Origin of the sequence: Nonomuraea sp. NPDC050783 (assembly GCF_040802095.1) — a bacterium.
Classification (GTDB): Bacteria; Actinomycetota; Actinomycetes; order Streptosporangiales; family Streptosporangiaceae; genus Nonomuraea.
The window spans coordinates 461,080-484,665 of the sequence record NZ_JBFAHK010000005.1; the positions used below are offsets into that span (position 1 = coordinate 461,080).

Here is a 23,586-nt window from a genome sequence, read left to right on the forward strand (position 1 = left end):
GGCTCGAGCTCGCCTCCTGACACCTGGGTCCTTGCGGCTTCCCCTGCCACACTACGTGGACCGGCGCGGTGGAGGTCAGGGGGTGGCGGGAAGGTTGTTCCCGCCCTGGCCGCACATCGTGCCGTCCGGCAGGTTCAGGCCGTAGCGGTACATGACGAGCAGGCCGGCGGTGGAGCAGGGGAGGTGGAAGACGCTGCTCACGCCGGGCTGGCCGCGCAGCGCGGCCACCACCCGGGTCCAGTCGGCCTCCGGCTTGAGCACGACCCTGAACGACTCCGGCATGTCCGTGACCTTGGTCGCGTCCAGCAGCCTCTTGTTCGAGGCGAACTGGCGGCGGAAGTTCTCGTACGCCGCCCGCTGGTCCTCGAACGTGAACGACTGGACCCCGGGCATGCCCTTGATCAGCTCCTCGATGGCCTTCTTCTGGGCAATCGTCACCGCCTTGCCCGGTTTGGTGATGGTGACACCGCCCGGCGCGTCCCCTCCCGGCTTGCTCTCGGCGCCGCAGGAAGCCGTGATCGCCTCCTTCCCGCACAGGAACACGTTGAGCCGCGTCTCCGGCTCCCGCGCAGCCGCCGCCTCGCGCTCGGAGGCGGTGTTGTCGACGACCGCCATGACCCCGGGCACCGAGCGGAACGCCTTCTCCACCTTCCTGCGGTCCCGCTCCTCGCGCACGGTCAGCCGGATCGCCACCGGCAGGTCGGTGACCTTGACCAGGTCGAGGATGGCCCGGTTGCCGACGTACTGGGCGCGGAAGCCGTCGTAGGCGAGCCGCCGGTCCACCGTGTACGACGCCTGGACCTCCGGCAGCCCCGCCACCACCCGCTCGGCCTCACGTACCTCCTCGGCAGTGGCCTCGCGCCCCTGGCACCGGGGTTCCGGGATCGCCATGGCACTCGCCGAGCACATGAAGACGGTCATGTCGGCCTTGCCGGGCTCGGCCAGCTCGGGAGCGATCGCCGCGACGTGGTCCTGGCCGGCGGTGCCGCCCAGCCCGGTTCCCAGCCCCACGACCGCCGTCGCGGCCGCGAGCACCGCGACCGCCCCCGCCGCCACCAGCCGGACGTTCATCCGTGCGCGCCCGCGAGCCGGTGCGCGCAGCGGCCGCAGCGTGTCGGGGTCGATCGTGGCGCCCGCCTCCGCCAGGGCCGCCCGCAGCCGTTCCTCCACCGGACTGTTCATGCGTCCTCCCCGAGTGCCCGGGCGAGGGCGGCCAGCCCCCGCGCGATCGTGGACCTCACCGTGCTCACGCCGATCCCCATGGTCGCGGCGATCTCGTCGTCGGCGAGGTCGAAGTAGTAGCGCAGGGTCAGCGCCTCGCGCTGCCTGCGGGGCAGCCCGCGCAGGGCGAGCAGGACCTCACGGCGTTCCTCGCCGACCAGCGCGGCGCTCTCCGCCGACCCGGCGGGCGGCTCGTACGGCACCGCCCGCCGGAACACCGCCGCCCGCCGCCGCAGCACCGACCGGCAGCCGTTGAGCACGGCCGAGCGCACGTACGCCAGCGCCTTGCCGGCGTCGCGCAGCCGTCCCCGGCCGGCATGGGTACGGGCGAACGCCTCCTGGACGACGTCCTCGGCGGTCGCCCGGTCGCCGACCATGATGAAGGCCAGCCGGACGAGGCCCACGTGGTGCTCGGCGAAGATCGACGCCATGTCGACCCGCTGTCGCGCCAGGGCCTCCTGTTGGGTGAGTAGTTCGACTTCCACGTATCAGAGACGCCCGGCGGGCTCTCCTGCTGCTCGCGTCACCCGGCTACAGGCGATCCCCCGGGGAGGCGATGCTCAGGCCCCGGCCGAGCCGCACGCCCCGTCGTCCAGGCCCTCGGCGTCCAGCCCGTACTCCATGCCCAGCGTGAAGGTCACCTGCAGGCATCTCAGGCTGTCGACCGTGCTGACGCCCGGCAGGCGCGTGAACCGGGTCATCAGCGTTCCCGAATCCGCCTCCGGCCGCACCCGCAGCCGGTACGACATCGGCATGTCCGACACCCTGGTGGCGCTGAGCAGCGCCTTGTTGTCGGCGAACGCCTCCTTGAAGGCACGCCAGGCCGTCTTCTGGTCCTCGAAAGCGTACGACAGGACCTCGGGGCTGCCGTCGATCGCCGCCACGATCGCCTTCTTCTCCCGGGCGGTCACCGCCTTCTTGTTCGCCCTGCCCCTACCGGACCTGCACTCGTGGGCCTGCGAGTCCTTGGTGCAGAGGTTGATGTTCATGTCCCACTCGCCGACCAGGATCGACGGATCGCGTCTGAGCTCGCTCACGTCGAAGGCGCGGCCCACCCCTGGCCGCCCCCAGAGGCTCTCGGTCAGGCGCTTCCGGTCCACGCCCGCCTCGACCCGCAACACGAACGCCTCGGGCAGGTCCTTCTCCCTGACCTGCTCCATCAAGGAGCCGACGGTGGCGAACTCGTTCCGGAAGTCCGCGTACATCCGGGCGCGGTCCACGAACCGCACCTCCTCCAGCTCCGGCAGCCCTTCCAGGAACGCCCGCAACGCCTTCTTCTGCCGGCCGGTCGCCGCCCGCTTGTGACAGCCCTCCATGGACGAGGTGCACAGGAAGACGCGGATCTCCCCCTCGTCATCGGCCGGTGCCCCGGCCACCGCCGGCGCGGCCGACGCCGCCACGACCGCGGCCAGGACGGCCGCCAGTCCGCCTCGTAACCATGAACGCACGAAATCCGCCCTCCGTCCCGGCCCTGTGGTCAGCCGCGCAGCGCCAGCATCATCGCCTCGACCGCGATCTGCGGGTTGACGTTCGCCGCGAGCCGTTCCCGGCACTGCATGATCGCATCGATCCGGCGCAGTGTCTCCTCGGGCGAGGATTTCTTCGCGAGCTGGTCCAGGTCGAAGCGGAGGTCGTCGTTGGCCAGCTCAACGCTCGCCCCGAACTGCATGGCCAGCACGTCCCGGTAGAACGACACCAGCTCCAGCAGCGCCGCGTCCAGGGAGTCGCGCTTGATCCTGGTGGCGCGGGACTTCTGCCGGTCCTCCAGCTCCTTCAGCGCTCCCGCGCCGCCGCGCACCAAGCCGCGGTTGAGTCCCTTGCCCGTGGAGCCCTCGCCGTAGATCTTGCGCAGCTCGGCGGTCTCGCTCTCGTTGAGCGCGGCCGTGGCGGCGGCGGCCTCCTCCTCGGCGGTCTTCACCAGGCGCTCGGCGGCGGACACGCACTCGCCCACCCCGGTGAGCGAGCGGGGGATGCCCAGCACGGCCTCGCGGCGCTGCCGGGCGGCGGCGTCCAGGGCCAGCGCCCGCGCCCGGCTGATGTGCCCCTGGGCGGCCCGCGCGGCGAACGTGGCCGTCTCCCACGGCACCCCGTCCCGCGAGGCCAGCATCCGGGCGACGGCCTCCGTGCCGGGGGTCGTCAAGGTCACCTGGCGGCACCGCGACCGAATGGTGATCATCAGGTCGTCGGGGGCGGGGGCGCAGAGCAGCCACACCGTCCGTGGCGGCGGCTCCTCGATGGCCTTGAGCAGGGCGTTCGCGGCGGACTCCGTGGCCCGGTCGGCGTCCTCGAACAGGATGACCCGCCACCGGCCCTGCGTCGGCGCACCGGCCGCGCGCAGGATCAGCTCGCGGGTCTGCTTGACGCTGTAGGACAGCCCCTCGGGGCGGACGGACTCCAGGTCGGGATGGGAGCCGATGAGCACCTGGTGGCAGTGGTCGCAGTGGCCGCAGCCGCCGTCGGGGCACATCAGCGCGGCGGCGAAGGCGCGGGCGGCCTGCTCGCGCCCCGCGCCGGGCGGGCCGGTGAACAGCCAGGCGTGCGTCATGCCCGCGCCGCGCCCGCCCGCGACGACCTCCCCGGCCGCGGCCGCGGCCCGCGACAGCACCGCGACGGCCTGGTCCTGCCCCACGAGGTCATCGAAGACGGTCACGGGTGTAAGGGTAGTCACGCTCCCGCGCACGAGGGACACCAACCGCCGGGACGGCGGGGGCGGGAGCGCGAGGCCGTCCCGCCGGCCACGGCTCAGTCGCGGATGGCCGGCATCGTGCCGGTGATGTCCTCGGACTCCCGGGGCACCGGGTCGGGCAGGAGGTCGTGGACGCGGTCCTGGACCTGGCGGGTGATCTCGTCCATCGGCAGCGTGCCGTCGACCACCAGGTAGCGCTCGGGCGCCGCGGCGGCCAGCGCGCGGAACTCCTGGCGCACCCGCTCGTGGAACTCCAGCGGCTCGGCCTCGATCCGGTCGGCCGCGCCGCCCAGCCGGGTCAGCCCCACCTCGGGCGGCGTGTCGATGAGCACGGTCAGGTGCGGCACCAGCCCGCCGGTGGCCCAGGCGTTGATCTTGGACACGTCCTCGGGGGCGAGCGCCCGCCCCGCGCCCTGGTAGGCCAGGGACGAGTCGACGTAGCGGTCGGTGATCACCAGCGAGCCGCGGTAGAGGGCCGGGCGGATCACCTTCTCCACATGCTCGGCCCGGTCGGCGGCGTACAGCAGCGCCTCGGCCCGCGCCGACAGCCCCTTCTCGGCCGCGTCGAGCAGGATGGCGCGCAGCCGCATGCCGACCTTGGTCGAGCCCGGCTCGCGGGTCTGCACCACGTCGTAGCCCTGGTCGCGCAGCCAGATCGCGAGGGTCCTGGCCTGGGTGGTCTTGCCCGACCCCTCCCCGCCCTCGAACGCCACGAACAGCCCGGGCACGTGCTCGGCCGCCCCGGACGCGAACCGCTCGCCGCGCACCGCCGCGATGAGGTCGGCCGCCAGCGAGACGCCCTTGCGGTCGTCCATGTGCCGCAGCGCGAGCAGGCCGACGGTCATGGCGAGCGCCCCGCCGACCACCAGCACGAGGTTGGTGCCGTCGAAGCGGTAGCCGAACGTGCCCAGCCGCGCCTCGTGCTCGCCGAACAGCGCCGCCAGCGGGCTGGCCACGGCCACCACGAGCAGCAGCGTCACCCGCGCCGTGGACTGCAGGAACGCGAACGTCCGGCCGCGCAGGCCGTCCTCGACCTCCAGCCCGATGAGGGTGTAGCCGATGATCCAGGCGATGCCCGCGCAGCCGCCGAGCAGCACGGTCAGCATGACCACGATGACGAGGTTGTGCACCAGCGCGATCGCCACCAGCACCAGCCCGGCGACCGTGATGGCCAGCCCGAACAGCCGGCGCCGCGACAGCTCGCGCAGCAGCCGCAGCCCGAAGAACATGCCCAGCGCCATGCCGACGAAGACCGCCGCGAACACCACGCCGTACGCGGCGTCGCCGCCGCCCAGCGTGCCCACGTAGATCTTGGCCACGCCCACCACGGCCCCGCCGGCGGCGAACGCCCCCAGCATGCCGATGATCAGCCCGCGCACCAGCCGGTTGCCGCCCACGAACCGCCAGCCCTCGACGACCTGCTTGAGCACCGAGGGCGTGGAGATCGTCCCGTCCCGCTCGGGGAGGCCGCGCAACGTGAGGATCAGGAACGCCGACACCAGGTAGGCGCAGGCGTTGACGACCAGCGCGAGCCCCGGCCCGGACAGGGACGGCACGAGCCCGGCCGCCACGTCGCCCACCACGGACAGCGCCGCGAACAGCATGGCCGCGACCGGCGCGCTGCCGTAGGTGACCAGCAGGTTGAGCCGGTTGGCGGCCTCCAGCTGGTCTTTGGGCACCAGGTTGGGGACGGTGGCGTCCTTGGCCGGCACCCAGAAGAGGTTGACGCACTCGACGAGGACGGTGGCGACGATGACCCACTGGTAGCTGCCGACCAGCGGGATCGACAGCACCACCGCGAAACGGGCCAGGTCGGCCACGAACATCGTCAGCCGCCGGTCGAACCGGTCGGCGAACACGCCCGCGAGCGGCCCGAGCAGCACGGCCGGCAACATCTTGGCGACGAAGACGCCGCCGACGGCCAGCGACTGAACGCGGTAGTCGTCGCCCTGGGTGAGGTTGGCGGCCAGGGCGGTCAGCGCGAGGATGTTGAGCCAGTCACCCAGACTGCACACCGACATGGCCGTCCAGAGCCGTCGGAACGGCGCGTTGGCCAGCACGTGAGCGGGGCGGCGTCGGCCGGGGGCAGTCATCTTTTCAGCGTATCCAGGTGTCGGCGTATCCGGCTGTCGGCCAGAAGCGATCGGACAAGAGACGAGCCGGATATTCCCGGCGGTCCGTGGCCGAGAGTATTACCTCCGTGGCCCGGCGCGCAGGTTACACACCCCGAATAGGCTCCCGAAAACATCAGCAATTGATAACTCCGGCCCCGTGTAGAGCTTCTTCTACCAATGGCGACCACTCCGCGCGGATATCGGGTGGCAGGTCCAGCTCGGGCCACAGCTCGGCCAGCAGGACGCCGTCCACGTGCTCACGCACCTCCTCGGGCGCGCCCTCGCACAACAACAGCGTGTACGCCGCCCGCCGCTCCCCCCGGTCGGCCAGGTCGTACGCCCGCCCGCGCAGCCGGGCCACGCCGAGCGCCGCGGCGACCGGCAGCCGGCTCAACCGGCTGGGGACGTGGAAGGAGCGCCCGTCGCCCGTCGCCCGGGTGACGAACTCCACCTTCGGCTCCAGCGCCAGCCGGAACCCGGCCGCGTCGAGGATGCGCCCCGCGGTCTCCAGCGTGGGCGACTTCCTGCCGTGCTCGTAGGCCGACAGCGTCGTCCTGGACGTGCCGCTCATGCCGGCCAGGGCCTTCTGGTTCATGCTCGCCGCGTGCCTGGCCTGCCGGAACAGCAGCCCGCCGCGCTCGGCCCAGGCCGCGACGCCGGCCGCCAGCGCGCCCTCCATCGGCGAAGACCCCATGCTCACCTCACCTTGAGTATCCATGCGGATACTACGGCATGATGGCGCCCCGTGACCACTCCATTACCTTACGTCAGGCCGGGATCAGGCGCGCAGCTCCAGCATCGTGATCTCCGGCGGCGCGCCCACCCGCACCGGCGGCCCCCAGAAGCCCGCGCCCCTGGTCGTGTAGACCCGCACCCCGTCCACCGTGGCCAGCCCCGACACCACCGGCTGCTGCAACCCCACCACCAGGTTGAACGGCACGATCTGCCCGCCGTGCGTGTGCCCGGACAGTTGCAGGTCCACGCCGTGGCGGGCGGCCTCGGACACCTGCACCGGCTGGTGCGCCAGCAGCACCGTGGACCGGCCGGGCGTCCGCCCGCCGAGGGCCTTGGCGAAGTCCGGGCCGTCGCCCTGCGGCGCGCCGTTGAGGTCGTTGACCCCCGCCAGGTCGAGCACGGCCCCCTGGTGCGCGATCTCCACCCGCTCGTTGCGCAGCGAGCGCACGCCCAGCTCGTCCAGCTCGTCGATCCACTCCGCGAAGCCGCCGGGCGCGAAGTACTCGTGGTTGCCGGTCACGAAGTAGGCCCCGTACCGGGACTCCAGGTCCTTCAGCGGCTGCGCCAGCGGGCCGAGCCGGGCCACCGACCCGTCCACCAGGTCGCCGACGATCGCGACCACGTCGGCCCGCAGCCCGTTGATCATGCGTACGATGCGCTCGGTGTGGGAACGGCCGGTGAGCGGGCCCAGGTGGATGTCGCTCACCACGGCGAACCGCAGCCCGCTCAGCCGCGGGTCCAGCTTCGGCAGCGTGATCCTGACCGGCTCGATCACCGGGTCGCCGAGGGCGCTCGACACGCCGTACCCGACCGTGGCCAGCGCGCCCACGCCCGCGACGGCCGCGGTGGTGCGCCCCAGGAACAACCGCCTGCTCATGGCGGCGGGCGGCGGCACCGGCTCCTGGGCGGCGTCCGGGGCACCCGCCAGGACGTCGTCCGGGGCCGGCGTGCCCGCCAGGACCGCGACCGGCTCCGGCGCGGGGCTCGCCCGCCGCCCGGCCCGGCGCAGGAGCACCGCGGCCACGGCACGCGGGATCTCCAGCACCGCGAGGAACACGAACAGGTAGAACAGCAGCGCCAGCCACAGGTAGCCGGGCCAGGCCAGCCAGGTCCCGACGTCCATCCGCGTGCTGACGAACGTGGCCACGACCAGCAGCATCAGCGCCACCACGCCCCAGGTCAGCGCCTTGCGCAGCCGTCCGGGGGACGTGGTCGAGCGCACCAGCCGGTGCCACAGGTAATAGTGCGCCAGCAGGATCAAGCCGACGAAGACCAGGACAATCACACGGATGATGCTACTTACGATTTGGCCGCCGGCTTCTTCGCCGTCGCGGCCGTAGCCTTCTTCGCCGCCGTGCTCTTCGTCACCGTCTTCGTCACCGTCTTCGTCGCCGTCGTCTTCGTCGCCGCCGCCGCCGTGGTCTTCTTCGCCGGCGCCTTGCGCGTCGTGGCCTTCTTCGGCGCGGGCGCCCGCTCCCGCCGCTCGGCCAGCAGCTCGGCCGCCCGCTCGATGGTGATGTCCTCGACCGTGTCGCCCTTGCGCAGGGACGCGTTGGTCTCGCCGTCGGTCACGTACGGCCCGAACCGCCCCTCCTTCACCACCACCGGCTTCTTGGAGTTGGGGTCGTTGCCCAGCTCGCGCAGCGGCGCCGCCGCCGCGGCCCGCCGCCCGCGCTGCTTCGGCTGCGCGAACAGCTCCTTGGCCTGCTCGATGGTGACGGTCAGCAGCTCCTCCTCGGAGGCCAGCGAACGCGAGTCGGCGCCCTTCTTCAGGTAGGGGCCGAACTTCCCGTTGTGCGCCACGACCTCCTCGCCCTCCAGCTCGCCCACGAGCCGGGGGATCGACAGGAGCTTGAGCGCGTCGTCCAGCGTGATCGTGTCAAGGGACATCGTCTTGAACAGCGAGCTCGTCCGCGGCTTGGCCGCGTCGGCCTTCCGCGTGCGCCGCTTCGGCGCCTCGGGGTCCTCGGCCGGCTCGGGCAGGATCTCGGTCACGTACGGCCCGTAACGCCCGTCCTTGGCCACGATGACGTGCCCGCTCACCGGGTCGCGCCCCAGCTCGCGGTCGCCGGTCGGCCGCGAGAACAGCTCCTCGGCCTTGTCGGCGGTCAGTTCGTCGGGCGTCATGTCCTCGGGCACGTTGACCCGGGCGCCGTTCCTGTCCAGGTAGGGCCCGTACCGCCCGACCCGCAGCACGATGTCCGTGCCCTTCACCGGGAACGAGCTGATCTCCTTGGCGTCGATGTCGCCGAGGTCGGTGACCATCTCCTTCAGGCCCTCGTCGCCGTCGCCGCCGTAGTAGAAGCGCTGCAGCTCCGGCACCCGCTCGGCCCGGTCGTTGGCGATGTCGTCGAGCACCTTCTCCATGTCGGCGGTGAAGTCGTAGTCGACGAGGTTGCCGAAGTGCTGCTCCAGCAGGTTGACCACGGCGAACGCCAGGAACGACGGCACCAGCGCCGTGCCCTTCTTGAACACGTAGCCCCGGTCGAGGATGGTCCCGATGATCGAGGCGTACGTCGAGGGGCGCCCGATCTCGCGATCCTCCAGCTCCTTGACCAGCGACGCCTCGGTGTAGCGGGCCGGCGGCTTGGTGGAGTGCGCGGCCACGTCGAGGCCGGCCAGGGTCAGGGCGTCGCCCTCGGCGAGGTTGGGCAGGCGCTTCTCGGAGTCGTCGCGGTCGCTCGACGGGTCGTCGTGGCCCTCGACGTACGCCTTGAGGAAGCCGTAGAAGGTGATCGTCCGGCCGGACGCGCTGAACTCGACGCTCTCGCCGGCCGCCGACCGCCCGGCCACCTTGACCGTGATCGACTCGCCGACGGCGTCCTTCATCTGCGAGGACACCGTGCGCTGCCAGATCAGCTCGTACAGGCGGAACCTGTCGCCGTTGAGGCCGGTCTCGCCGGGCGTGCGGAACTCCTCGCCCGACGGGCGGATGGCCTCGTGGGCCTCCTGCGCGTTCTTGACCTTGCTGCTGTAGACGCGCGGCTTGTCCGGGACGTACTCGGCGCCGTACAGGCGGATGGCCTGCGCCCGCGCCGCCGCGATCGCCGTCTCCGACAGCGTGATGCTGTCGGTACGCATGTAGGTGATGAAGCCCTCTTCGTAGAGCCGCTGCGCCACCTGCATCGTGTACTTGGCGGAGAAGCCCAGCTTCCTGCTGGCCTCCTGCTGCAGCGTGGTCGTCCGGAACGGCGCGTACGGCTTGCGCGTGTAGGGCTTGCGCTCGACGGACCTGACCGCGAACGACGACCCGCGCAGCCGCCCGGCCAGCTCGCCGGCCGCCTGCTCCGACAGGTGCAGCACGTCGGCGGTCTTGAGCTGCCCGGTGCTGGCGAAGTCGCGGCCCTGCGCCACCCGCCTGCCGTCCACGGTGGTCAGCGTGGCGGTGAAGTCGCGCGGCCGCTCCTCGGCCCTGCCGGTGTCGAACAGCGCCTGCAGGTCCCAGTAGTGGGCGGGCGTGAACGCCATGCGCTCGCGCTCGCGCTCGACCACCAGCCGCGTCGCCACCGACTGCACCCGGCCGGCGGACAGCCGCGGCTTGACCTTCTTCCACAGCACGGGGCTGACCTCGTAGCCGTAGAGCCGGTCGAGGATGCGGCGGGTCTCCTGGGCGTCGACGAGGCGCAGGTTGAGGGTGCGGGGGTTGGCGACCGCGTCGCGGATGGCCTGCGGGGTGATCTCGTGGAAGACCATGCGGTGCACCGGCACCTTGGGCTTCAGCACCTCGCGCAGGTGCCAGGCGATGGCCTCGCCTTCGCGGTCCTCGTCGGTGGCGAGGTAGAGTTCGTCGGCGTCCTTCAGGAGCTGGCGCAGCTTGTTGACCTGCGCCCTCTTGTCAGGATTGACGACATACAGAGGCTCGAAGTCGTGCTCGACGTTGACCCCCAGCCGCGCCCACGGCGCGCCCTTGAACTTCTCGGGGATGTCGTCGGCCTTCTCCGGCAGGTCGCGGATGTGTCCGATGCTGGACTCGACTGTGTAGCCAGCACCGAGGTATTTCTCGATCGTCTTCGCCTTGGCCGGCGACTCGACGATCACCAGGCGCGTTCCGCCGGTGCTGCCGTTCTGGGCTGGCACGCTGCTTCCTACCTCACTGTTCGCTTGCAAATCCCCCTGCCGGGAGTCGGCACAGACTGAAAGGTAACCCGACTCGCGGAAATTTCCTTCCCCCGGGCTACCCACTGCCTTCCGGGTCCACCCACAAGCACGCAGAATAAGGCCCATCGAGCGGCATGGCGCCCTGACTCACCCTGGAGACTAATCGTTGTGCTCGACTACTCCTACATGGATATCTTCATTCCGCGCGACCTCACTCGCGAAGCAGCACGTCAACTGCTGACCGAACACGCAGAGTACGGTCAGTGGGAGCTCGCGCGCGTCCGCGTCCATCCTGACGGCAGCCGCCACGTGCGGCTCCGCCGCAAGATCATCCGAGTACGCAGCACCCTCTGACCGCGGCGCGGCGGTCGCGGACATGGCTTCGCCCGCCCCGGGCCGCGCCCCCGGAACGGGCAAAGCGTCTCCTGCTGCCGCTCACGGAGCGTGAGCGGCAGCCGTCCTGTGGAAGATCCCTGCGATTGCTCTACTTACGGTCTGACCTGATGCCTTACTTGCGGCCGAGCCGGAACCGGCGGGCGGAGGCGAACAGCGTCGCCGAGGCGGCGAACACGGCGCCGAGCGCGAGGGCCAGCAGCGAGCCGGGGTTCATCCCGGTGACGCCGGTGGGCTGCGCGGCGCTCATCAGGCCGACGTCGCCGACGGGCAGGCCGTGGGCGGCCGAGCCCACCGCGCCGCCGACCGGGGTGGAGCCCACCAGGTCGGTCGCGGGGCTCAGCGGCGAGGACGGGCGGACGGGGCCGGCCACGGCGCGGCCGTTGCCGGGGACAGCGGCGTTGCCGCGGCCGTGGCGGTCGCCGTGACCGGCCATCGCCGACTTACCGGCCTTGCCGGACTTGCCGGACTTGCCGGCCGAGATCGCGGCGGGCGCCGCCGGGGCCTGCGGCTCGGTGGGCAGGCCGGACAGCTCGGGGAACTGCGGCAGGCCGAACATGTCGGCGGCGTCCTCGACCAGCGGGAGCGAGGCCGTGGCGCCGGAGCCCCTCTGCGGCTGCCCGGTGAGGCCGGAGACGTCCTGGCCCGCGACGGGAGCGCCCATGGCACCGGTCGCCCCCTGAACCCCCTGGAGAGCGCCGAGGGCCGGAACGCCCTGCAGGGCGCCCAGCGCGGGAGCACCGGCCAGCCCGTCCACCGGGGGCAGGCCGCCCTGCGCCCCGCCGGGAGCCGGAACCATCGGCAGCGCGGTCAGGCCGCCGTTGACCGCCTTGAACTTGTCGGCCGCGTGCGCGAACCGGCCGGACCCGCTGCTGGCCCCCTTCGGCCGCCCGGCGTGCATCCCGCCGAGGCAACCGGCCGCCGCGTCGCCCAGCACGGCGGCGGCGACGCCGCAGGCGTTGACCGGAGCCGCGACCGGCGCCACGACCTGGTTACCGCCCAGGACGGAGGCGTCGCCCGAGGTACGGTGCCCGCCCGAGGCCCGGTTGCCGCCCGCGCCCTGACCGTACTGCGTCACGGCGCCCGCCTTGCCCCCGCAGCGGGCCACGGCCGCGCCGAGCAGTGCCGCCGCGTTGCCGCAGGCGTTGACCGGAGCCGCGATCGGCGCCACGACCTGGTTACCACCGAGGACGGAGGCGTCGCCCGAGGTACGGTGCCCACCCGAGGCCCGGTTGCCGCCCGCGCTCTGACCCTTCCACGCGGCCGTGGCGCCGCCCGGGCAGCCGGCGAACGCGTGCCCGATCACCGCGACCGCGTTGCCGCACACGTTGGCCGGAGCCGCGACCGGCGCCACGACCTGGTTACCGCCCAGGACGGAGGCGTCGCCCGAGGTACGGTGCCCGCCCGCGCCGGGAGGGGCGGCGAACGTACGGCTGCCGCTGCCCGCGGAGTAGCCGGTCGACGCCCCGCCCGTGCAGCTCGCGGTGGCGTTGCCGACGGCGTTGCCGCAGACGTTGACCGGAGCCGCGATCGGTGCCACGACCTGGTTGCCGCTGCCCGCGCCGAACCGCCCGTCGGTTTCGTTGCCGGACGGCCCGGGCGTGGCGGTGTGGTGGCCGTTCTGGTAGTTGCCCATGCCGCCGCCTCCCCCGCCGTTGTGCGTGGACGAGCCGTTCTGGCAGCCGGAGAAGGCCCGGCCGATCACGGCGACCGTGTTCCCGCAGATGTTGACCGGCGCGGCGATCGGCGCCACCAGTTGGTTGCCGCCGAGGGCGGAGGCGTCACCCGAGGTGTGGTGGCCACCCGCACCGGTGGCGGCGCCGGCGCCACCGCCGGCGTTGAAGACGCCCGCGCCGCTCCTGCAGCCCGCGGCGGCCTCCCCGAAGATCGCGATCGCGTTGCCGCAGGCGTTCAGCGGTGCGGCGATGGGTGCGTTGGCCTGGTTGCCGCCGAGCACACTGGCGTCACCGGAGGTCTGGTGGCCGCCCGCGCCGCCCCCGCCCTGGTTGCGGACCGCCGCGCCGCCCTTGCAGCCGGCCTCGGACCTGCCGATCAGCGAGACGGCGTTGCCGCAGGCGCTGATCGGGATGCTGATGGGGGCGTCCAGCTGGTTGCCGCCGCCGACGGAGGCGTTGCCCGAGGTCGTGCCGGGGACACCGCCGCCGCGGCCGTTCACCGCCCTCGCGCCGCCCTGCGAGGTGGCGCCCGCCGAGCCGATCACCGCGACCGAGTTGCCGCTGATGTCGATCGGCAGGGAGACGGGCAGATCGGCCTGGTTGCCGCCGAACACCGAAGCGTCGCCGGAGGTGTCGGCGAGGGCGGTGCCGCTGCCGGCGAACGACATGACCGCCACCGCGAGAAGGGCGGCAGGAGTCGATGCCTTGGCCCACGTACGCATGAGAATGCTCCTAGTGGTTCTGGGGGGATACCTGAACGGGTCGCGGACGTCCCGAGGCCGGGTGACGAGGGTCACGCACAGCGGAGCCTCGGGTTCGCGAACCGGGTGAACTGACGTGTCATCCGTCGGCGGAGGGGCTCAGGCCACGCTCCGCCGCCGCGATGCACCGGTCATCGGCCATCGGTCGTCGCTCTGGAAAGACCGGCCGTGACGAGATCGCTCGAAAAGGACGGCCGGGAGATGAACCGGCCGATCCTGGGCGGATCAGTCAGGGGAGAAAGAGGGGTCGTCCGCCGCCGTGCGGACGACAGGGGGCAGCACGTACGCGAGAGGAGCGCGCCGTGCCTGCAGCCGCGGGTCGAGAGGCGACCTCGCGACGTCCCCCACAGCGGCCCCGAACGGGCCACTGCCACCGCCGTTGGGCACCAAGCCGTTGGTGCCGTCCAGGATCGTGCCGGCGGTGGAGGGTGAAGGCAGACCAGGATCCTGCTGGCTGTTGAGCCCGGCCACCGTGCGCCCGGCCATGGCCTCGGCGTTGTCGGACGCCGCGAGGCCACCGGAGCCCACGAGGGCGGAAAGGTGCTGGGAGCCCGGCTCCGTCGAACCCGGCTCGGCTGAACCCGGCTCGGCTGAACTCGGCTCGGCTGAACCCCAACCGGCTGAACCCCGGTCGGCTGAACCCAAGCCGGCTGAACCCTGCCCCGCTGCCGCGTCGCGGCCCGCGGAGGCTCCTGCCGCCGCCGCCTTCGATCCCGTCGCCGCCGCGGTGGTGTCCGCGGCCGCCGGAGCGGCGGTGAGCATGCCGAACAGCACAGCGAGCAGCCATCCGGCGGCCACCAGGGCACCGACCGAGACCGCGCGCACGACGAGCCGACGGGCACCGGCCGCGAACCATGCCATCCGGTCACCCCGGTCGCCGGTCGCGTTCCGTCCCGGGACGACGGCGACACGCGCACGGCGGGCAGCGAGGGACTTCTCCCTCATCCGCTGCGCCACCGTGCCTGTCACGTGTCCTCCCGAACTCCAGAACCGGCCTCACATGTCGTGAGGCCGGTTCGTGGACTCACCCCTCAACGGTCCGTAACCGTAGCAGCACTCAAGGTATCCGCAAGAGCTTTTCACCGGAGACCCATGAATTCCCCAAGCCCCCAAGGGACACACCCCACCCAACCCGCCCAACCCCTCAGCCCCCGCCCCACGGGACCTCCATCAGGAGTTCCAGCCCGCCCCATCCGGCCCTGCCGAAGAGTCTCAGAAGACTGGCCCGATTCTTGGTATGACGCACTCCGCAGAGTTTGCTAACCTTACTGAGCCGACGCGGGATGACGGTCCCGCGTGCAGGCACCAAGTCCGGGTGGCGGAATAGGCAGACGCGCTAGCTTGAGGTGCTAGTGCCCAGTGATGGGCATGGGGGTTCAAGTCCCCCCTCGGACACTTCACATCAAAGCGGGAGAAGTTACGGCTTCTCCCGCTTTGATGCGTTAGTCAAGGGGCCCGGATCCCAAAGGAACTCCGGCCTCTTGCAGGGCCTGTTCCAGTCAGTGGGTGCAGGGTCTTCCGTCGGGATGCCGAGGCCGAGCGGGCCGGTCGTGTCCGATGCCTCGCCTGCCTCGCCCCATGCGCCGCCGAGCCCGAACCGGCCATGGTCGCGCGCCTTCGTCAGGTTCCCGCAGGTCGCCCGGCCGGCGTCGCGGCCGGTACGGTCAACTGCGAGACCCCGCGATCTCGTACGCCCCCAGCCGGGGGGAGGTCGCATGAGCGCTCAGCAGCGTGCTGTACGCCAGCGGATGCCCCGCATGCTTTCCCCCGTCCTGCCAGGGCGACGGCGTGGCGTGGTTCGCCTCGTCGAGTTGGACACTGATGCGTTCCCAGTCGTCCTCGTGGTCAGCGGGAGCGCGGGTGCCGTGCCCGGAACGGAGGTTATTGGGCAGGTTCAGATCAAGCCCTCTCCTCGGGGATACCGTCCTTGCCGTCGCGCCGAGGACGGCTGAGCTTGTCGCTGGGGTGCTGGTCGCCGAGGGTCGATGCACAGTCTGTTGGTGACCTGGCGGCGGTAACCGCCGGCGCCCGGACGGGCCGGATCCACCTGGCCGTTGCTCGCGACCTTGTCGTCTCCGTCATCGTGGTCGTGCACCCACGACAACGAGGCCCGGGCGACGTACGAGCCGGCGCTCACCGGCGCGTACTTCTCCCTTGTTCGCTCGGCCCATGCGTGGCCGCTGGCCCGCTCGCCGCCCTGGGTGACACCGGAGGCGGTGAAGGACGCGGCCGGTCCCACCTTGCGGCCGGCACCAGGCAGGTGGCTGCCACGCACGCGGCAGTCAGGGGCGCTCCCCGAGTTCCACGCACTGCCGCGGGTCGGGTTCGAGGTCCTTGCCCGGCATCCAGCCGATGCCGGTCGGGCTGTCGTGCGGGTCTGGCAGCGCCACCGCCTGGTACACGGTCCCGTCGGAGCCGGTCCGGGGATCGGCCGCGACGAGCCGCACCCGATCGCCGGAGCTCTTGAACTTGACCGGCGTGGCGTTCCCGACCTCGGCATAGACCGGAGAGGACGGCGACTTCACCAGGCCGCATCGCAGGGTGGTGGTCACGTTCAGTACGGCCTGCGCCTGAGGCGACGGCGCCGACGACGACCTCGGCACATTGAGAGAGATCAGCGCCGAAGCCGCCGCGGCGGCGACGGCCGCGTATGTCCACGTCCAGGGCCTGTTCCATGAGGTAGGAGCGCTCCCTGAGGGCGGCTGGGAGGATGGAGAGGATTGACCGGTCTCGTCCGGCATCCCCGTGTTCCTGGTCCTCCGGTGCCCGGCCAAGGTCGCCAAGTATTTTGGGTGCTCCTCCTTTGGCACACCGACGTTCGTCAGCATATTCAGGAAGGTTTTCTCCCGGGGCACTTGAGCGCCTGAAAGATAATTCGACAAGGCGGTGTCCGATATGCCGAGATTTGTCGCTTGAGCTTCCTGAGTGGACTTTCCTGTCCGTTGTGCCAGCTCTCTGATCAGGCCGGCCAGCGGGGTGACCGAATGCGATTCCTTGCTCATCCCGTTCTTCCCGTTTCGGTCGGAAAGCGCAGGTCAGAGCCCATCGGGAATTCCCCCTTCCCGCCGGCTCTGCTGCGCGGATAGGTCAGATGTCATCCTTCCGAAGGTCTTCGCCCAACGCGGGTGAAATCAACAGGAAGGAAACTCCCCATGTCGCTCCGATGGATCAGGCAGATGGCGACCGCCTTCATTCTGGCAGCCCTTCTCGCATCGACGCCCACCGCCACGAACGCCGCCGAATTCCGCCGTACCGAGCAGGCGATCTCCTATCAGCAGGCCACGACGGCCTCCTCGGCCTGGCTCACCGTGGCGATCCGGGCCTGCCTGGCGGTGCGGTGTTACAAGTGGTGGCCCAAACGGGTCGCCCGCGAGCTCCAGCACGGCCACATCACCCCGGCTGTGAAGGCATTCCTGCGCGCGTGGTTCTGTGACAAGACGTTCCTCTGTTAGGCCGCCGGGTCCGGCCGATCAGCCCGCCTCGCTTGAAGATCGGTAGTGACCCGGCAGCGTGGCGAGCACGGTGAAAGGGGAAGCCGGGCGGAGAGCGCGGACGCCGGCCCTCGGCAGGCGGAACGGAACGGCTGTCGTCCGCCTCTCACGCCCCGCGGTTCACGTGGGCTCGGCGGGGATGCGGCGGTCGAGGCCGCGGTGCCTCAGGAGGGTCGCCAAGGTCTCCCGTGCGCGGCTCCCCGCCGTGGGCCAGGCGAGCTGAACGAGGCGGACCACCTCCTCCTCGCCCATCCGCGCGACGGCGCCGTACAACGCCGTGAGCCCCTGCGGCCTGTCCACGTGCGCCGGGTTCATCGCCCCCAGAGCCGTGCCGCTACACCAGCACCCGGTGATGGACAGGAGGCGCCGACACGGCTGAAGATTGCCGGGGGCCGTCCCCTCCGCGCGGGCGCGTGTTCAACGGAATCGTCCTCGCCTCAGCCGTCGCCGGCGTGGTCATGGTGATGGTGCCGGCGCGTCATCTGTGGGGGCTGTGGCTTGCCGGCGAACCGGTTGACGCGCTGCCGCTGTTTGGCGACATGCCGGTTCTCGTCTGGGGCTGGATCGGCAAGGTGCTGCAGTTCGCGGCGGGCCGGCCGGCGGCTGCGGGACCGGAGGGCGCAGGTGCGGCTCAAGCTCCGCTCCCACCGGCTGTCAGCTCTGCGGCGCAAGCTCTACGACAGTTTCGTCGAGGTCACACCTGTGGCGGGGGGCCGGGCCGGGGATGCCGTCACGTCCCTCGGCACCCGCCTGCCGGCCGGCTTCGGCCCGGTGGCGGCCTTCACACCCTCAGGGACTACCTCGGTTTCCGCGAGCGGGTACTGGCCGGGGTTGGACGTCCGCGCCGGTGGCCGGCTGTCCGGCGAAGAGATCGAGCAGATCGGCACGCAGGTCGACGCGTTCTTCACCGAGCACCCGTCGCCGGAGGACGGAGCCCTGTACGGGCGGAGCGAAAGAGCACGGTGGAGGTCGGGCGCGCTGGTCGGTGTGGCCCTGCTGGGCAGTGTCGTCCACCAGCTGATGGCCGAGCCCACGCCGGGTGGTTGCTCCCCCACGGGACGCTCGTGGCGATCTTCCTGACACTCATGTCACCGGCGGAGTCCTACCTTCGGGGTGGGGCGGTAGGTGAGCTCCTGGATGTCGCCGTCGAGGGTGCGGCTTTCGAGGAGTTCGAGGTCGAAGTCGGCCGCGCCGTGGAAGATCGGTTCCAGGCCGGTCCGTCCGGTGATCACGGGGACGAGGGTCACCTGGACGCGGTCGACCAGGCCGGCGGCCATCAGGGCCCGGTTCATCGACAGGCTGCCGTGCGAGCGCAGCGGTAGCCCGGACTCCTCCTTGAGCCGGGCGACGACGTCCACGGCGTCGCCGCGCGCGACGGTCGCGTCCGGCCAGTCGAGAGGTTCCTCCAGCGTGGACGACACCACCACGGCCGGAACTCGTCACGCCTGGGTTCCGTCCGGGTTCAGGACAGGACGGTGAGGGGGTCGCCGAGGTGGAGTTCGCCGCGGGACCGGGGGATCAGGCGGACGCCGAACCAGGTCCTGCCGTTCCAGCGGCGGTGGCGGGCGAGGGTGCGCAGGGGCTCCTTGCCCTTCTGGAAGGTGACCGGGTCGTAGGTGGTGACGGCGCAGCGGTCGCAGAGCTCCGAGACGCGGAAGGTGATCGGGCCGATGCGGATCTCGCGCCAGCCGTCCTCGGCGTACGGGGGCGCGCCGTCGATCACGAGGCTGGGACGGAACCTGGCCATGTCCAGCGGGGCGGGCGGGTCCTCCCGGCGTTCCGTGGCGCCGTCGAGGATCCATTGGTCCAGGCGGCGCAGCGAGGAGCGGGAGGTGAGCAGGACGGGGGCGTCCCCGGCGAGGCTGACGACGTCGCCGGGCAGGCCGCCGTGGGAGGCCGGGACGGCGCAGCGGTTGGGGTCGTCGAGCCAGACCAGGCGGGCCGGTTTGCCGAGCAGGCGGGTGAACCAGGCGTGCGCTTCGGGGTTCGCGAGCACCACGTCGTCCACTTCGGCGAAAGTGATCGGAACGCGCTCTCCCGTCGCCGGCTGGACCTTCAGCGGGGGCATTCCCGGGGCGTTGATCAGCAGGCCGCCCTCGTCCGTGACGGTGGCGACGACGGACAGCAGGCGGGGGTTCTCCCCGAGCCAGTGGACGTCTCCCTGGTCGTTCACGACGGCCCAGCGGCGGTCCTCCGCCAGCCCCCAGGGCTCCATGACCGCCGAGTCCACTGCGTGTCCCGAGACCGACTTAACCGGATATTTCCTTATCTCGGCTAGCTCCACCCCTAGACCGTACGCCCGAGAGAGCCCTCTCCGGAGTGGGCCGGTGACCGTCCCGTTCCGGTGCCCGGAGGCCGCCCGCCGGGCTGTCGTCCGTCGTGGGCGGGATGAGCTGGGGTTTCCCGTGATGGTGCCGCCGGAGGTGGAGGGGTGCGGCGGGGGGTGTCCGGGCGGCGGGCTGAAAGGTTCATGGAGCCGCCGGATGTTCGTGAGCTGTCCGGGTGGTCGGTCGCGGCCGACCGCTCTCCGGGGGCTGGGGGTTGCCCATTCCGACGAACCATCAATAACAGCCTCATTGCATTGCATTTCCGGCATTGCTTTGAGGGGATTCGTACCGCTACAACCCTTTCAGGTCATGGGAGGGGTTATATGGCGAGGATCACGGGCCGGCGTGCGGTCCGGTTGCTGGTGGCGGCGGCCGGAGGAGCCGTCGTGGCGGGGATCGTGGGCGGCGGGGCGGCGCGGCTGCTGATGAGCCTGGCCACGGTCGCGGCGGCCGAGGAGAGCACCTTCACGCTCGGCGGCACCCTGGGGGTCCTGCTGGTGTTCACCGTGCTGGCCGTGCCGGCGGCGCTGACCGGGGCCGCCCCGGTGGCGGCGCGGGCGGCGGGGCGGTGGGTGACCGCGGCCGTCACCGGGTTCGGCGTGGCGTCCACCGGCCTGGCGGAGGGCGCGGCCATCGTCCTCGCGCCCGACTCGCGCATGACGCTCGTCACGATCCTGGTCGTCGGGTTCGGTGCCGTCGTGGTCGCGCACGGCCGGCTGGCGCAGTACGCCGCGCGCCGCCTGGCCGGGACCGCCGCCGGCCGGCCCGCCGCCGCCCACGCGCCCGCCCTGGCCTGACCCGGACCGGGCCGGCGGGATCACCGGGCCGGCGGGATCAGCGGCCGGAACGGTCAGGGAAGTGCGGACTGGTAGGCGCGGGTGAAGGCGTCGCGGACGACCTCGTAGCACTCGCACGCCTGGGACCGCAGCCTGGCCCGGTCGGTGATGGTGATGGTGCCGCGCCGGTAGGCGATGCAGCCGTCGGCGGCCAGGGCGGCGGCGACCTCGCTGACGGTGGCACGGCGCACGCCGAGCATCTGGGCCATGAACTCCTGGGTGAGCTCGAAGAAGTCGGAGTGCATGCGGTCGGCCGTCATGAGCAGCCAGCGGGCGCAGCGCTGGCGGATGGCGTGGCCGCGGTTGCAGGCGGCGTTGCGGGCGAGCTGGGTGAAGGTGGCCTGGGTGTAGCGCTGCATCGCGCCCTGCAAGCTGCCGTCGAGCACCGCCACGTCGTGCCGGAACTGCTCGGCGGTCATCGTCAGGGCGGCGCCGGAGATCTGCACGGCGGCGCGCTCGGTGGGTGGGCCGGCACCGAGGAAGATCGGCAGGCCGACCATGCCCTCGTCGCCGACGGTGGCCACCTCCACCTGCTGGCCGGACGCGAGCTCGGCCAGCAGCGAGACCACCCCGATCGTCGGGAAGTAGACATGCTCGATCGTGCCGCCCGGCTTGTACAGCACCTGCCCCACCGGCAGCTCGCACGGCCGCAGGTGCCTGCTCAGCCGCTCCTGGTCGGGTGGCGGGAGCATGGCCAGAATGCGGTTTCCGCTCATGGCCGCCCGCGGGTCAACTCCTATGCCTGCCACCGCCCTTCTCGCCGGCCATGCTCTCAGGGACGCGGCCGCTAGAGAAGGACGACCGGGTCCGGCGTGGCGGCCGGGTTGACCGCCCGGGCCCACGGCGGCAGCGCCACCCTCATCATGCCCGCTGCCCCCGGGTTCATGACCAGCGCGACGATCGCGTCAGCCAGGACGTCCAGGGGCAGCACGAAGTCCACGCAGCCGGTGGCGATCGCCGCGGCGGGCATCTGGAAGCCCAGCGGGGCGCAACTGGCTTCGTCCTGGGCCAGCACGCGGCCGCCCGCGCCCTTGACGTGGCGCACTCCGGCCGCGCCGTCGTCGAGCCGCCCGGTCAGGACCGCGGCGATCAGCCGCGGCCCGTAGACGCGCGCGGCCGAGGTGAACACGCCGTCACCGGCCCGGTAGCCGTCGGCCGGGCGCAGCTCGACCGGCCCTTCCGAGGTGAAGACGGCCCGCCGCTCGGCCGGGACCACGTGGACCGTCCCGGCCTCCAGGGGGCGCCCGGCGGCCAGCGTGACCACCGGCAGCGCGCAGTGCCGCTGCAGCACCGCGGTCAGCTGGTCCGTCCGGCCGGCCGAGCGGTGCTGGACCAGCACCACTGGGGCGGGGAACTCCTGCGGCAGCCGCGCCAGCAACTCGGCGTAGGCGCGCACCCCGCCGAGCGAAGCGGTCAGGCACACCAGGTCGAACGCGGACCCGCCAGCCCCCGGATTCTGTACGGTAGCGGACACAGTTCCACTCTAAGGTACGCCACCGTACAGACGAACACCGTCGGCCGTCAGCTGCCGTCGTGGGCGAGGGACGCCGGGGACGTCCGCAGCGCGGGCAGCGTCCAGCGGCCGGGCCCGAGGACGGCGATGAGCAGGAAACCCCAGCAGAAGAGCGCGGCCTTCTCGCCGCCGTTCTCGATCGGGAACAGCGCCTGGGGCTGGTGGACGACGAAATAGGCGTAGGCCATCGTGCCCGAGCAGATGACGGCGGCGGCGCGGGTGGCCACGCCGAGGACGACGAGGCCGCCGGCGACCAGCTCGATGACCGCCGCCCACCAGCCGGGCCACTGCCCGAAGCTCGGCGCCTGGCCCTGGGGGCCGCCCAGCACGTTGAAGAGGGTCGCCGCGCCGTGGCAGGCGAACAGCAGCCCTATCACGAGCCGGTACAAGGCCAGGAAATGTCCCTGATATTTGTCCAACGCCTCCACGACGGCATCCTTTCTGTCGGGTTCCCTGGCCGGAAAGCTGGCATTGATGGTCATGTTGGGACTCTTGTCCAGAATGGCGAAGAAAAAGACTTGGGAGCGCTCCCACAGAGATTCAAGAATTCCACACCCACCTGTCAACTCCGGGTCAGCGGAGGAACCGGGCCCCGGATGCCGGAGAGGCGCGGCCACGTGGCCGGACGTCCCGGCCGCAAGCTTTCGGGTCATTGAAAATTTCACCATCCCGCCCGCACGCCCGGGCGCGGTTGACACCCGACCCCGTGCTGCCTAGTCTCTTCCTTTGAGAAGATAAATCTCCCAGGAACCGTCTTCCTGTGAGAAGTAACCTTGGGAAGGGCGCACCATGACCACCAGCACCACCGACCTCACCGCCATCCACGCCGTCCTCCGGAGCAGCCAGGACGCCTGGGACCGCGGTGACGGCGCCGCCTACGGCGCCTGCTTCACCGACGACGCCACCGACGTCACCTTCGCCGGCACCGTCTACCGCGGCGGCGCCGAGATCGGCCGGGCCCACCAGGCCCTGTTCGACAGCTTCCTCAAGGGCACCCGGCTGGTCATGGAGATCCTCGACGTCCGCCGCTACGGCACCGACACGGCCGTCGTGCTCACGCGCGGCGAGGTCGCCAAGGGCACGCCCAAGAAGCTCGGCAAGCTCGCCACCTACACCCTCGTCCGCGACGCCGACGGCCGGTGGCGCATCGCCGCCGTCCAGAAGACCAAGCACCGGGCGCTCATGGAGGCCGTCTCCTTCAGGTTCCAGCCCGCCACCAGGCCCGCCGCCGGCTGACGGCCACCGACGGCTCCCGCTTACCTCAGGAGTAATCGACGGGCGGCACCGGCAGGCGGCAGAGTCGGCGGCATGAGCGAGAGCACCCGTGACGTCGTCGAGGAACTGCTGCGCAGGATGGCGAAGGGCGACCATCGCCACACCGCGGAGCTGTTCGCCGAGCCGGTGGACTGGCGGCTGAGCTGGCCCGCCGAAGGGCATCCCGCGGTGCCGTGGATCCGGCCGCGCTCCAGCCGCGACGACGTGGCGGACCACTTCCGGTCGCTGGAGGCCCACCACGTGCCCGAGCTGAACGGCACCTCGGTGACGCGCGTCCTCGTCGACGGGGCGGACGCCGTCGTGCTCGGCGAGATCGCGCAGACCGTGCGGGCGGGCGGCACCGCCTACACCTCGCCGTTCGCGCTGCACCTCACCGTCGAGAACGGGCTCGTCACCCGCTACCACATCTACGAGGACAGCCTCACGGTCGCCCGCGCCCTCGGCGCCCGCCCGTGACCGG

General features: G+C 71.7%; 23 protein-coding genes and 1 tRNA gene. 7 read left to right on the forward strand and 17 right to left on the reverse strand.

The genetic code is table 11. The annotated features are described in order from the left end of the window. Positions 1-75: 75 nt before the first annotated feature. From AB0H75_RS16740 to topA, 8 genes are all read right to left on the reverse strand, one after another. Complete coding sequence (locus tag AB0H75_RS16740; protein ID WP_367796859.1) at positions 76-1,182, reverse strand: permease-like cell division protein FtsX; 1,107 nt, start codon at positions 1,180-1,182, stop codon at positions 76-78. Further along, positions 1,179-1,706: a SigE family RNA polymerase sigma factor gene (locus tag AB0H75_RS16745; RefSeq protein ID WP_367796861.1), complete on the reverse strand. Its 528-nt coding sequence runs from the start codon at positions 1,704-1,706 to the stop codon at positions 1,179-1,181. The genes AB0H75_RS16740 and AB0H75_RS16745 overlap by 4 nt, the downstream gene beginning before the upstream one ends. Before the next feature lie 75 nt (positions 1,707-1,781). Continuing rightward, positions 1,782-2,669, reverse strand: a complete 888-nt coding sequence (locus tag AB0H75_RS16750; protein WP_367796863.1) for a permease-like cell division protein FtsX — start codon at positions 2,667-2,669, stop codon at positions 1,782-1,784. Between the two features lie 29 nt (positions 2,670-2,698). Next, positions 2,699-3,871, reverse strand: coding sequence for a DNA polymerase III subunit delta' (locus tag AB0H75_RS16755; RefSeq protein ID WP_367796865.1), 1,173 nt, complete (start codon positions 3,869-3,871; stop codon positions 2,699-2,701). A 92-nt stretch (positions 3,872-3,963) separates the two neighbouring features. After that, a complete protein-coding gene (gene tmk, locus AB0H75_RS16760; protein WP_367796867.1) occupies positions 3,964-6,000 on the reverse strand; it encodes a dTMP kinase in 2,037 nt (678 codons plus the stop codon). Positions 6,001-6,154: 154 nt separating this feature from the next. Then, on the reverse strand, positions 6,155-6,715 hold the full coding sequence (locus tag AB0H75_RS16765; RefSeq protein WP_367796869.1) for a helix-turn-helix transcriptional regulator: 561 nt from the start codon (positions 6,713-6,715) through the stop codon (positions 6,155-6,157). 84 nt (positions 6,716-6,799) lie between these two features. Next, positions 6,800-8,041, reverse strand: a complete 1,242-nt coding sequence (locus AB0H75_RS16770; RefSeq protein WP_367796871.1) for a metallophosphoesterase — start codon at positions 8,039-8,041, stop codon at positions 6,800-6,802. A 14-nt stretch (positions 8,042-8,055) separates the two neighbouring features. Continuing rightward, complete coding sequence (gene topA, locus AB0H75_RS16775) at positions 8,056-10,833, reverse strand: type I DNA topoisomerase (protein ID WP_367796873.1); 2,778 nt, start codon at positions 10,831-10,833, stop codon at positions 8,056-8,058. Between the two features lie 189 nt (positions 10,834-11,022). Here topA and AB0H75_RS16780 point away from each other — a divergent pair, with 189 nt between their 5' ends. After that, positions 11,023-11,208, forward strand: a complete 186-nt coding sequence (locus tag AB0H75_RS16780) for a DUF5703 family protein (RefSeq protein ID WP_020540893.1) — start codon at positions 11,023-11,025, stop codon at positions 11,206-11,208. A 154-nt stretch (positions 11,209-11,362) separates the two neighbouring features. Here the strand turns inward: AB0H75_RS16780 and AB0H75_RS16785 are convergent, their stop codons facing one another. Both AB0H75_RS16785 and AB0H75_RS16790 read right to left on the reverse strand, forming a co-directional pair. Beyond that, positions 11,363-13,645: a chaplin family protein gene (locus tag AB0H75_RS16785; RefSeq protein ID WP_367796875.1), complete on the reverse strand. Its 2,283-nt coding sequence runs from the start codon at positions 13,643-13,645 to the stop codon at positions 11,363-11,365. A gap of 264 nt (positions 13,646-13,909) precedes the next feature. Then, positions 13,910-14,545, reverse strand: coding sequence for a hypothetical protein (locus AB0H75_RS16790; protein WP_367796877.1), 636 nt, complete (start codon positions 14,543-14,545; stop codon positions 13,910-13,912). Between the two features lie 448 nt (positions 14,546-14,993). On the opposite strand from AB0H75_RS16790, the gene AB0H75_RS16795 reads away from it, so the two are divergent. Further along, a tRNA-Leu gene (locus AB0H75_RS16795) sits at positions 14,994-15,079 on the forward strand. A gap of 887 nt (positions 15,080-15,966) precedes the next feature. Here AB0H75_RS16795 and AB0H75_RS16800 read toward each other — a convergent pair. Next, positions 15,967-16,686, reverse strand: coding sequence for a helix-turn-helix domain-containing protein (locus AB0H75_RS16800; RefSeq protein ID WP_367796879.1), 720 nt, complete (start codon positions 16,684-16,686; stop codon positions 15,967-15,969). Positions 16,687-16,860: 174 nt separating this feature from the next. On the opposite strand from AB0H75_RS16800, the gene AB0H75_RS16805 reads away from it, so the two are divergent. Further along, positions 16,861-17,136 carry a hypothetical protein gene (locus AB0H75_RS16805; protein WP_367796881.1) on the forward strand — a complete coding sequence of 92 codons (276 nt, stop codon included), beginning with the start codon at positions 16,861-16,863 and terminating at the stop codon, positions 17,134-17,136. Positions 17,137-17,295: 159 nt separating this feature from the next. Here the strand turns inward: AB0H75_RS16805 and AB0H75_RS16810 are convergent, their stop codons facing one another. Then, positions 17,296-17,475 carry a hypothetical protein gene (locus AB0H75_RS16810; protein WP_367796883.1) on the reverse strand — a complete coding sequence of 60 codons (180 nt, stop codon included), beginning with the start codon at positions 17,473-17,475 and terminating at the stop codon, positions 17,296-17,298. 324 nt (positions 17,476-17,799) lie between these two features. Between AB0H75_RS16810 and AB0H75_RS16815 the strand changes: the two genes are divergently transcribed. Continuing rightward, positions 17,800-18,255: a hypothetical protein gene (locus AB0H75_RS16815; RefSeq protein ID WP_367796885.1), complete on the forward strand. Its 456-nt coding sequence runs from the start codon at positions 17,800-17,802 to the stop codon at positions 18,253-18,255. An 8-nt stretch (positions 18,256-18,263) separates the two neighbouring features. On the opposite strand, the gene AB0H75_RS16820 is transcribed toward AB0H75_RS16815, so the two are convergent. Both AB0H75_RS16820 and AB0H75_RS16825 read right to left on the reverse strand, forming a co-directional pair. Continuing rightward, positions 18,264-18,602, reverse strand: a complete 339-nt coding sequence (locus tag AB0H75_RS16820) for a dihydrofolate reductase family protein (protein WP_367796887.1) — start codon at positions 18,600-18,602, stop codon at positions 18,264-18,266. A gap of 35 nt (positions 18,603-18,637) precedes the next feature. Beyond that, positions 18,638-19,771: an MOSC domain-containing protein gene (locus AB0H75_RS16825; RefSeq protein WP_367796889.1), complete on the reverse strand. Its 1,134-nt coding sequence runs from the start codon at positions 19,769-19,771 to the stop codon at positions 18,638-18,640. Positions 19,772-19,825: 54 nt separating this feature from the next. On the opposite strand from AB0H75_RS16825, the gene AB0H75_RS16830 reads away from it, so the two are divergent. Next, positions 19,826-20,299: a hypothetical protein gene (locus AB0H75_RS16830; protein WP_367796891.1), complete on the forward strand. Its 474-nt coding sequence runs from the start codon at positions 19,826-19,828 to the stop codon at positions 20,297-20,299. A 53-nt stretch (positions 20,300-20,352) separates the two neighbouring features. Here AB0H75_RS16830 and AB0H75_RS16835 read toward each other — a convergent pair whose 3' ends face one another. The 3 genes from AB0H75_RS16835 to AB0H75_RS16845 form a co-directional block, all read right to left on the reverse strand. Then, a complete protein-coding gene (locus AB0H75_RS16835; protein WP_367796893.1) occupies positions 20,353-21,030 on the reverse strand; it encodes a Crp/Fnr family transcriptional regulator in 678 nt (225 codons plus the stop codon). Positions 21,031-21,125: 95 nt separating this feature from the next. Then, positions 21,126-21,812 carry a chemotaxis protein CheB gene (locus AB0H75_RS16840; RefSeq protein WP_367796895.1) on the reverse strand — a complete coding sequence of 229 codons (687 nt, stop codon included), beginning with the start codon at positions 21,810-21,812 and terminating at the stop codon, positions 21,126-21,128. A gap of 47 nt (positions 21,813-21,859) precedes the next feature. Continuing rightward, positions 21,860-22,279, reverse strand: coding sequence for a DoxX family protein (locus AB0H75_RS16845; RefSeq protein ID WP_367796896.1), 420 nt, complete (start codon positions 22,277-22,279; stop codon positions 21,860-21,862). Positions 22,280-22,640: 361 nt separating this feature from the next. On the opposite strand from AB0H75_RS16845, the gene AB0H75_RS16850 reads away from it, so the two are divergent. Continuing rightward, positions 22,641-23,087: an SgcJ/EcaC family oxidoreductase gene (locus AB0H75_RS16850; RefSeq protein ID WP_367796898.1), complete on the forward strand. Its 447-nt coding sequence runs from the start codon at positions 22,641-22,643 to the stop codon at positions 23,085-23,087. 72 nt (positions 23,088-23,159) lie between these two features. Continuing rightward, positions 23,160-23,582, forward strand: coding sequence for a nuclear transport factor 2 family protein (locus AB0H75_RS16855; RefSeq protein WP_367796900.1), 423 nt, complete (start codon positions 23,160-23,162; stop codon positions 23,580-23,582). Positions 23,583-23,586 lie beyond the last annotated feature (4 nt).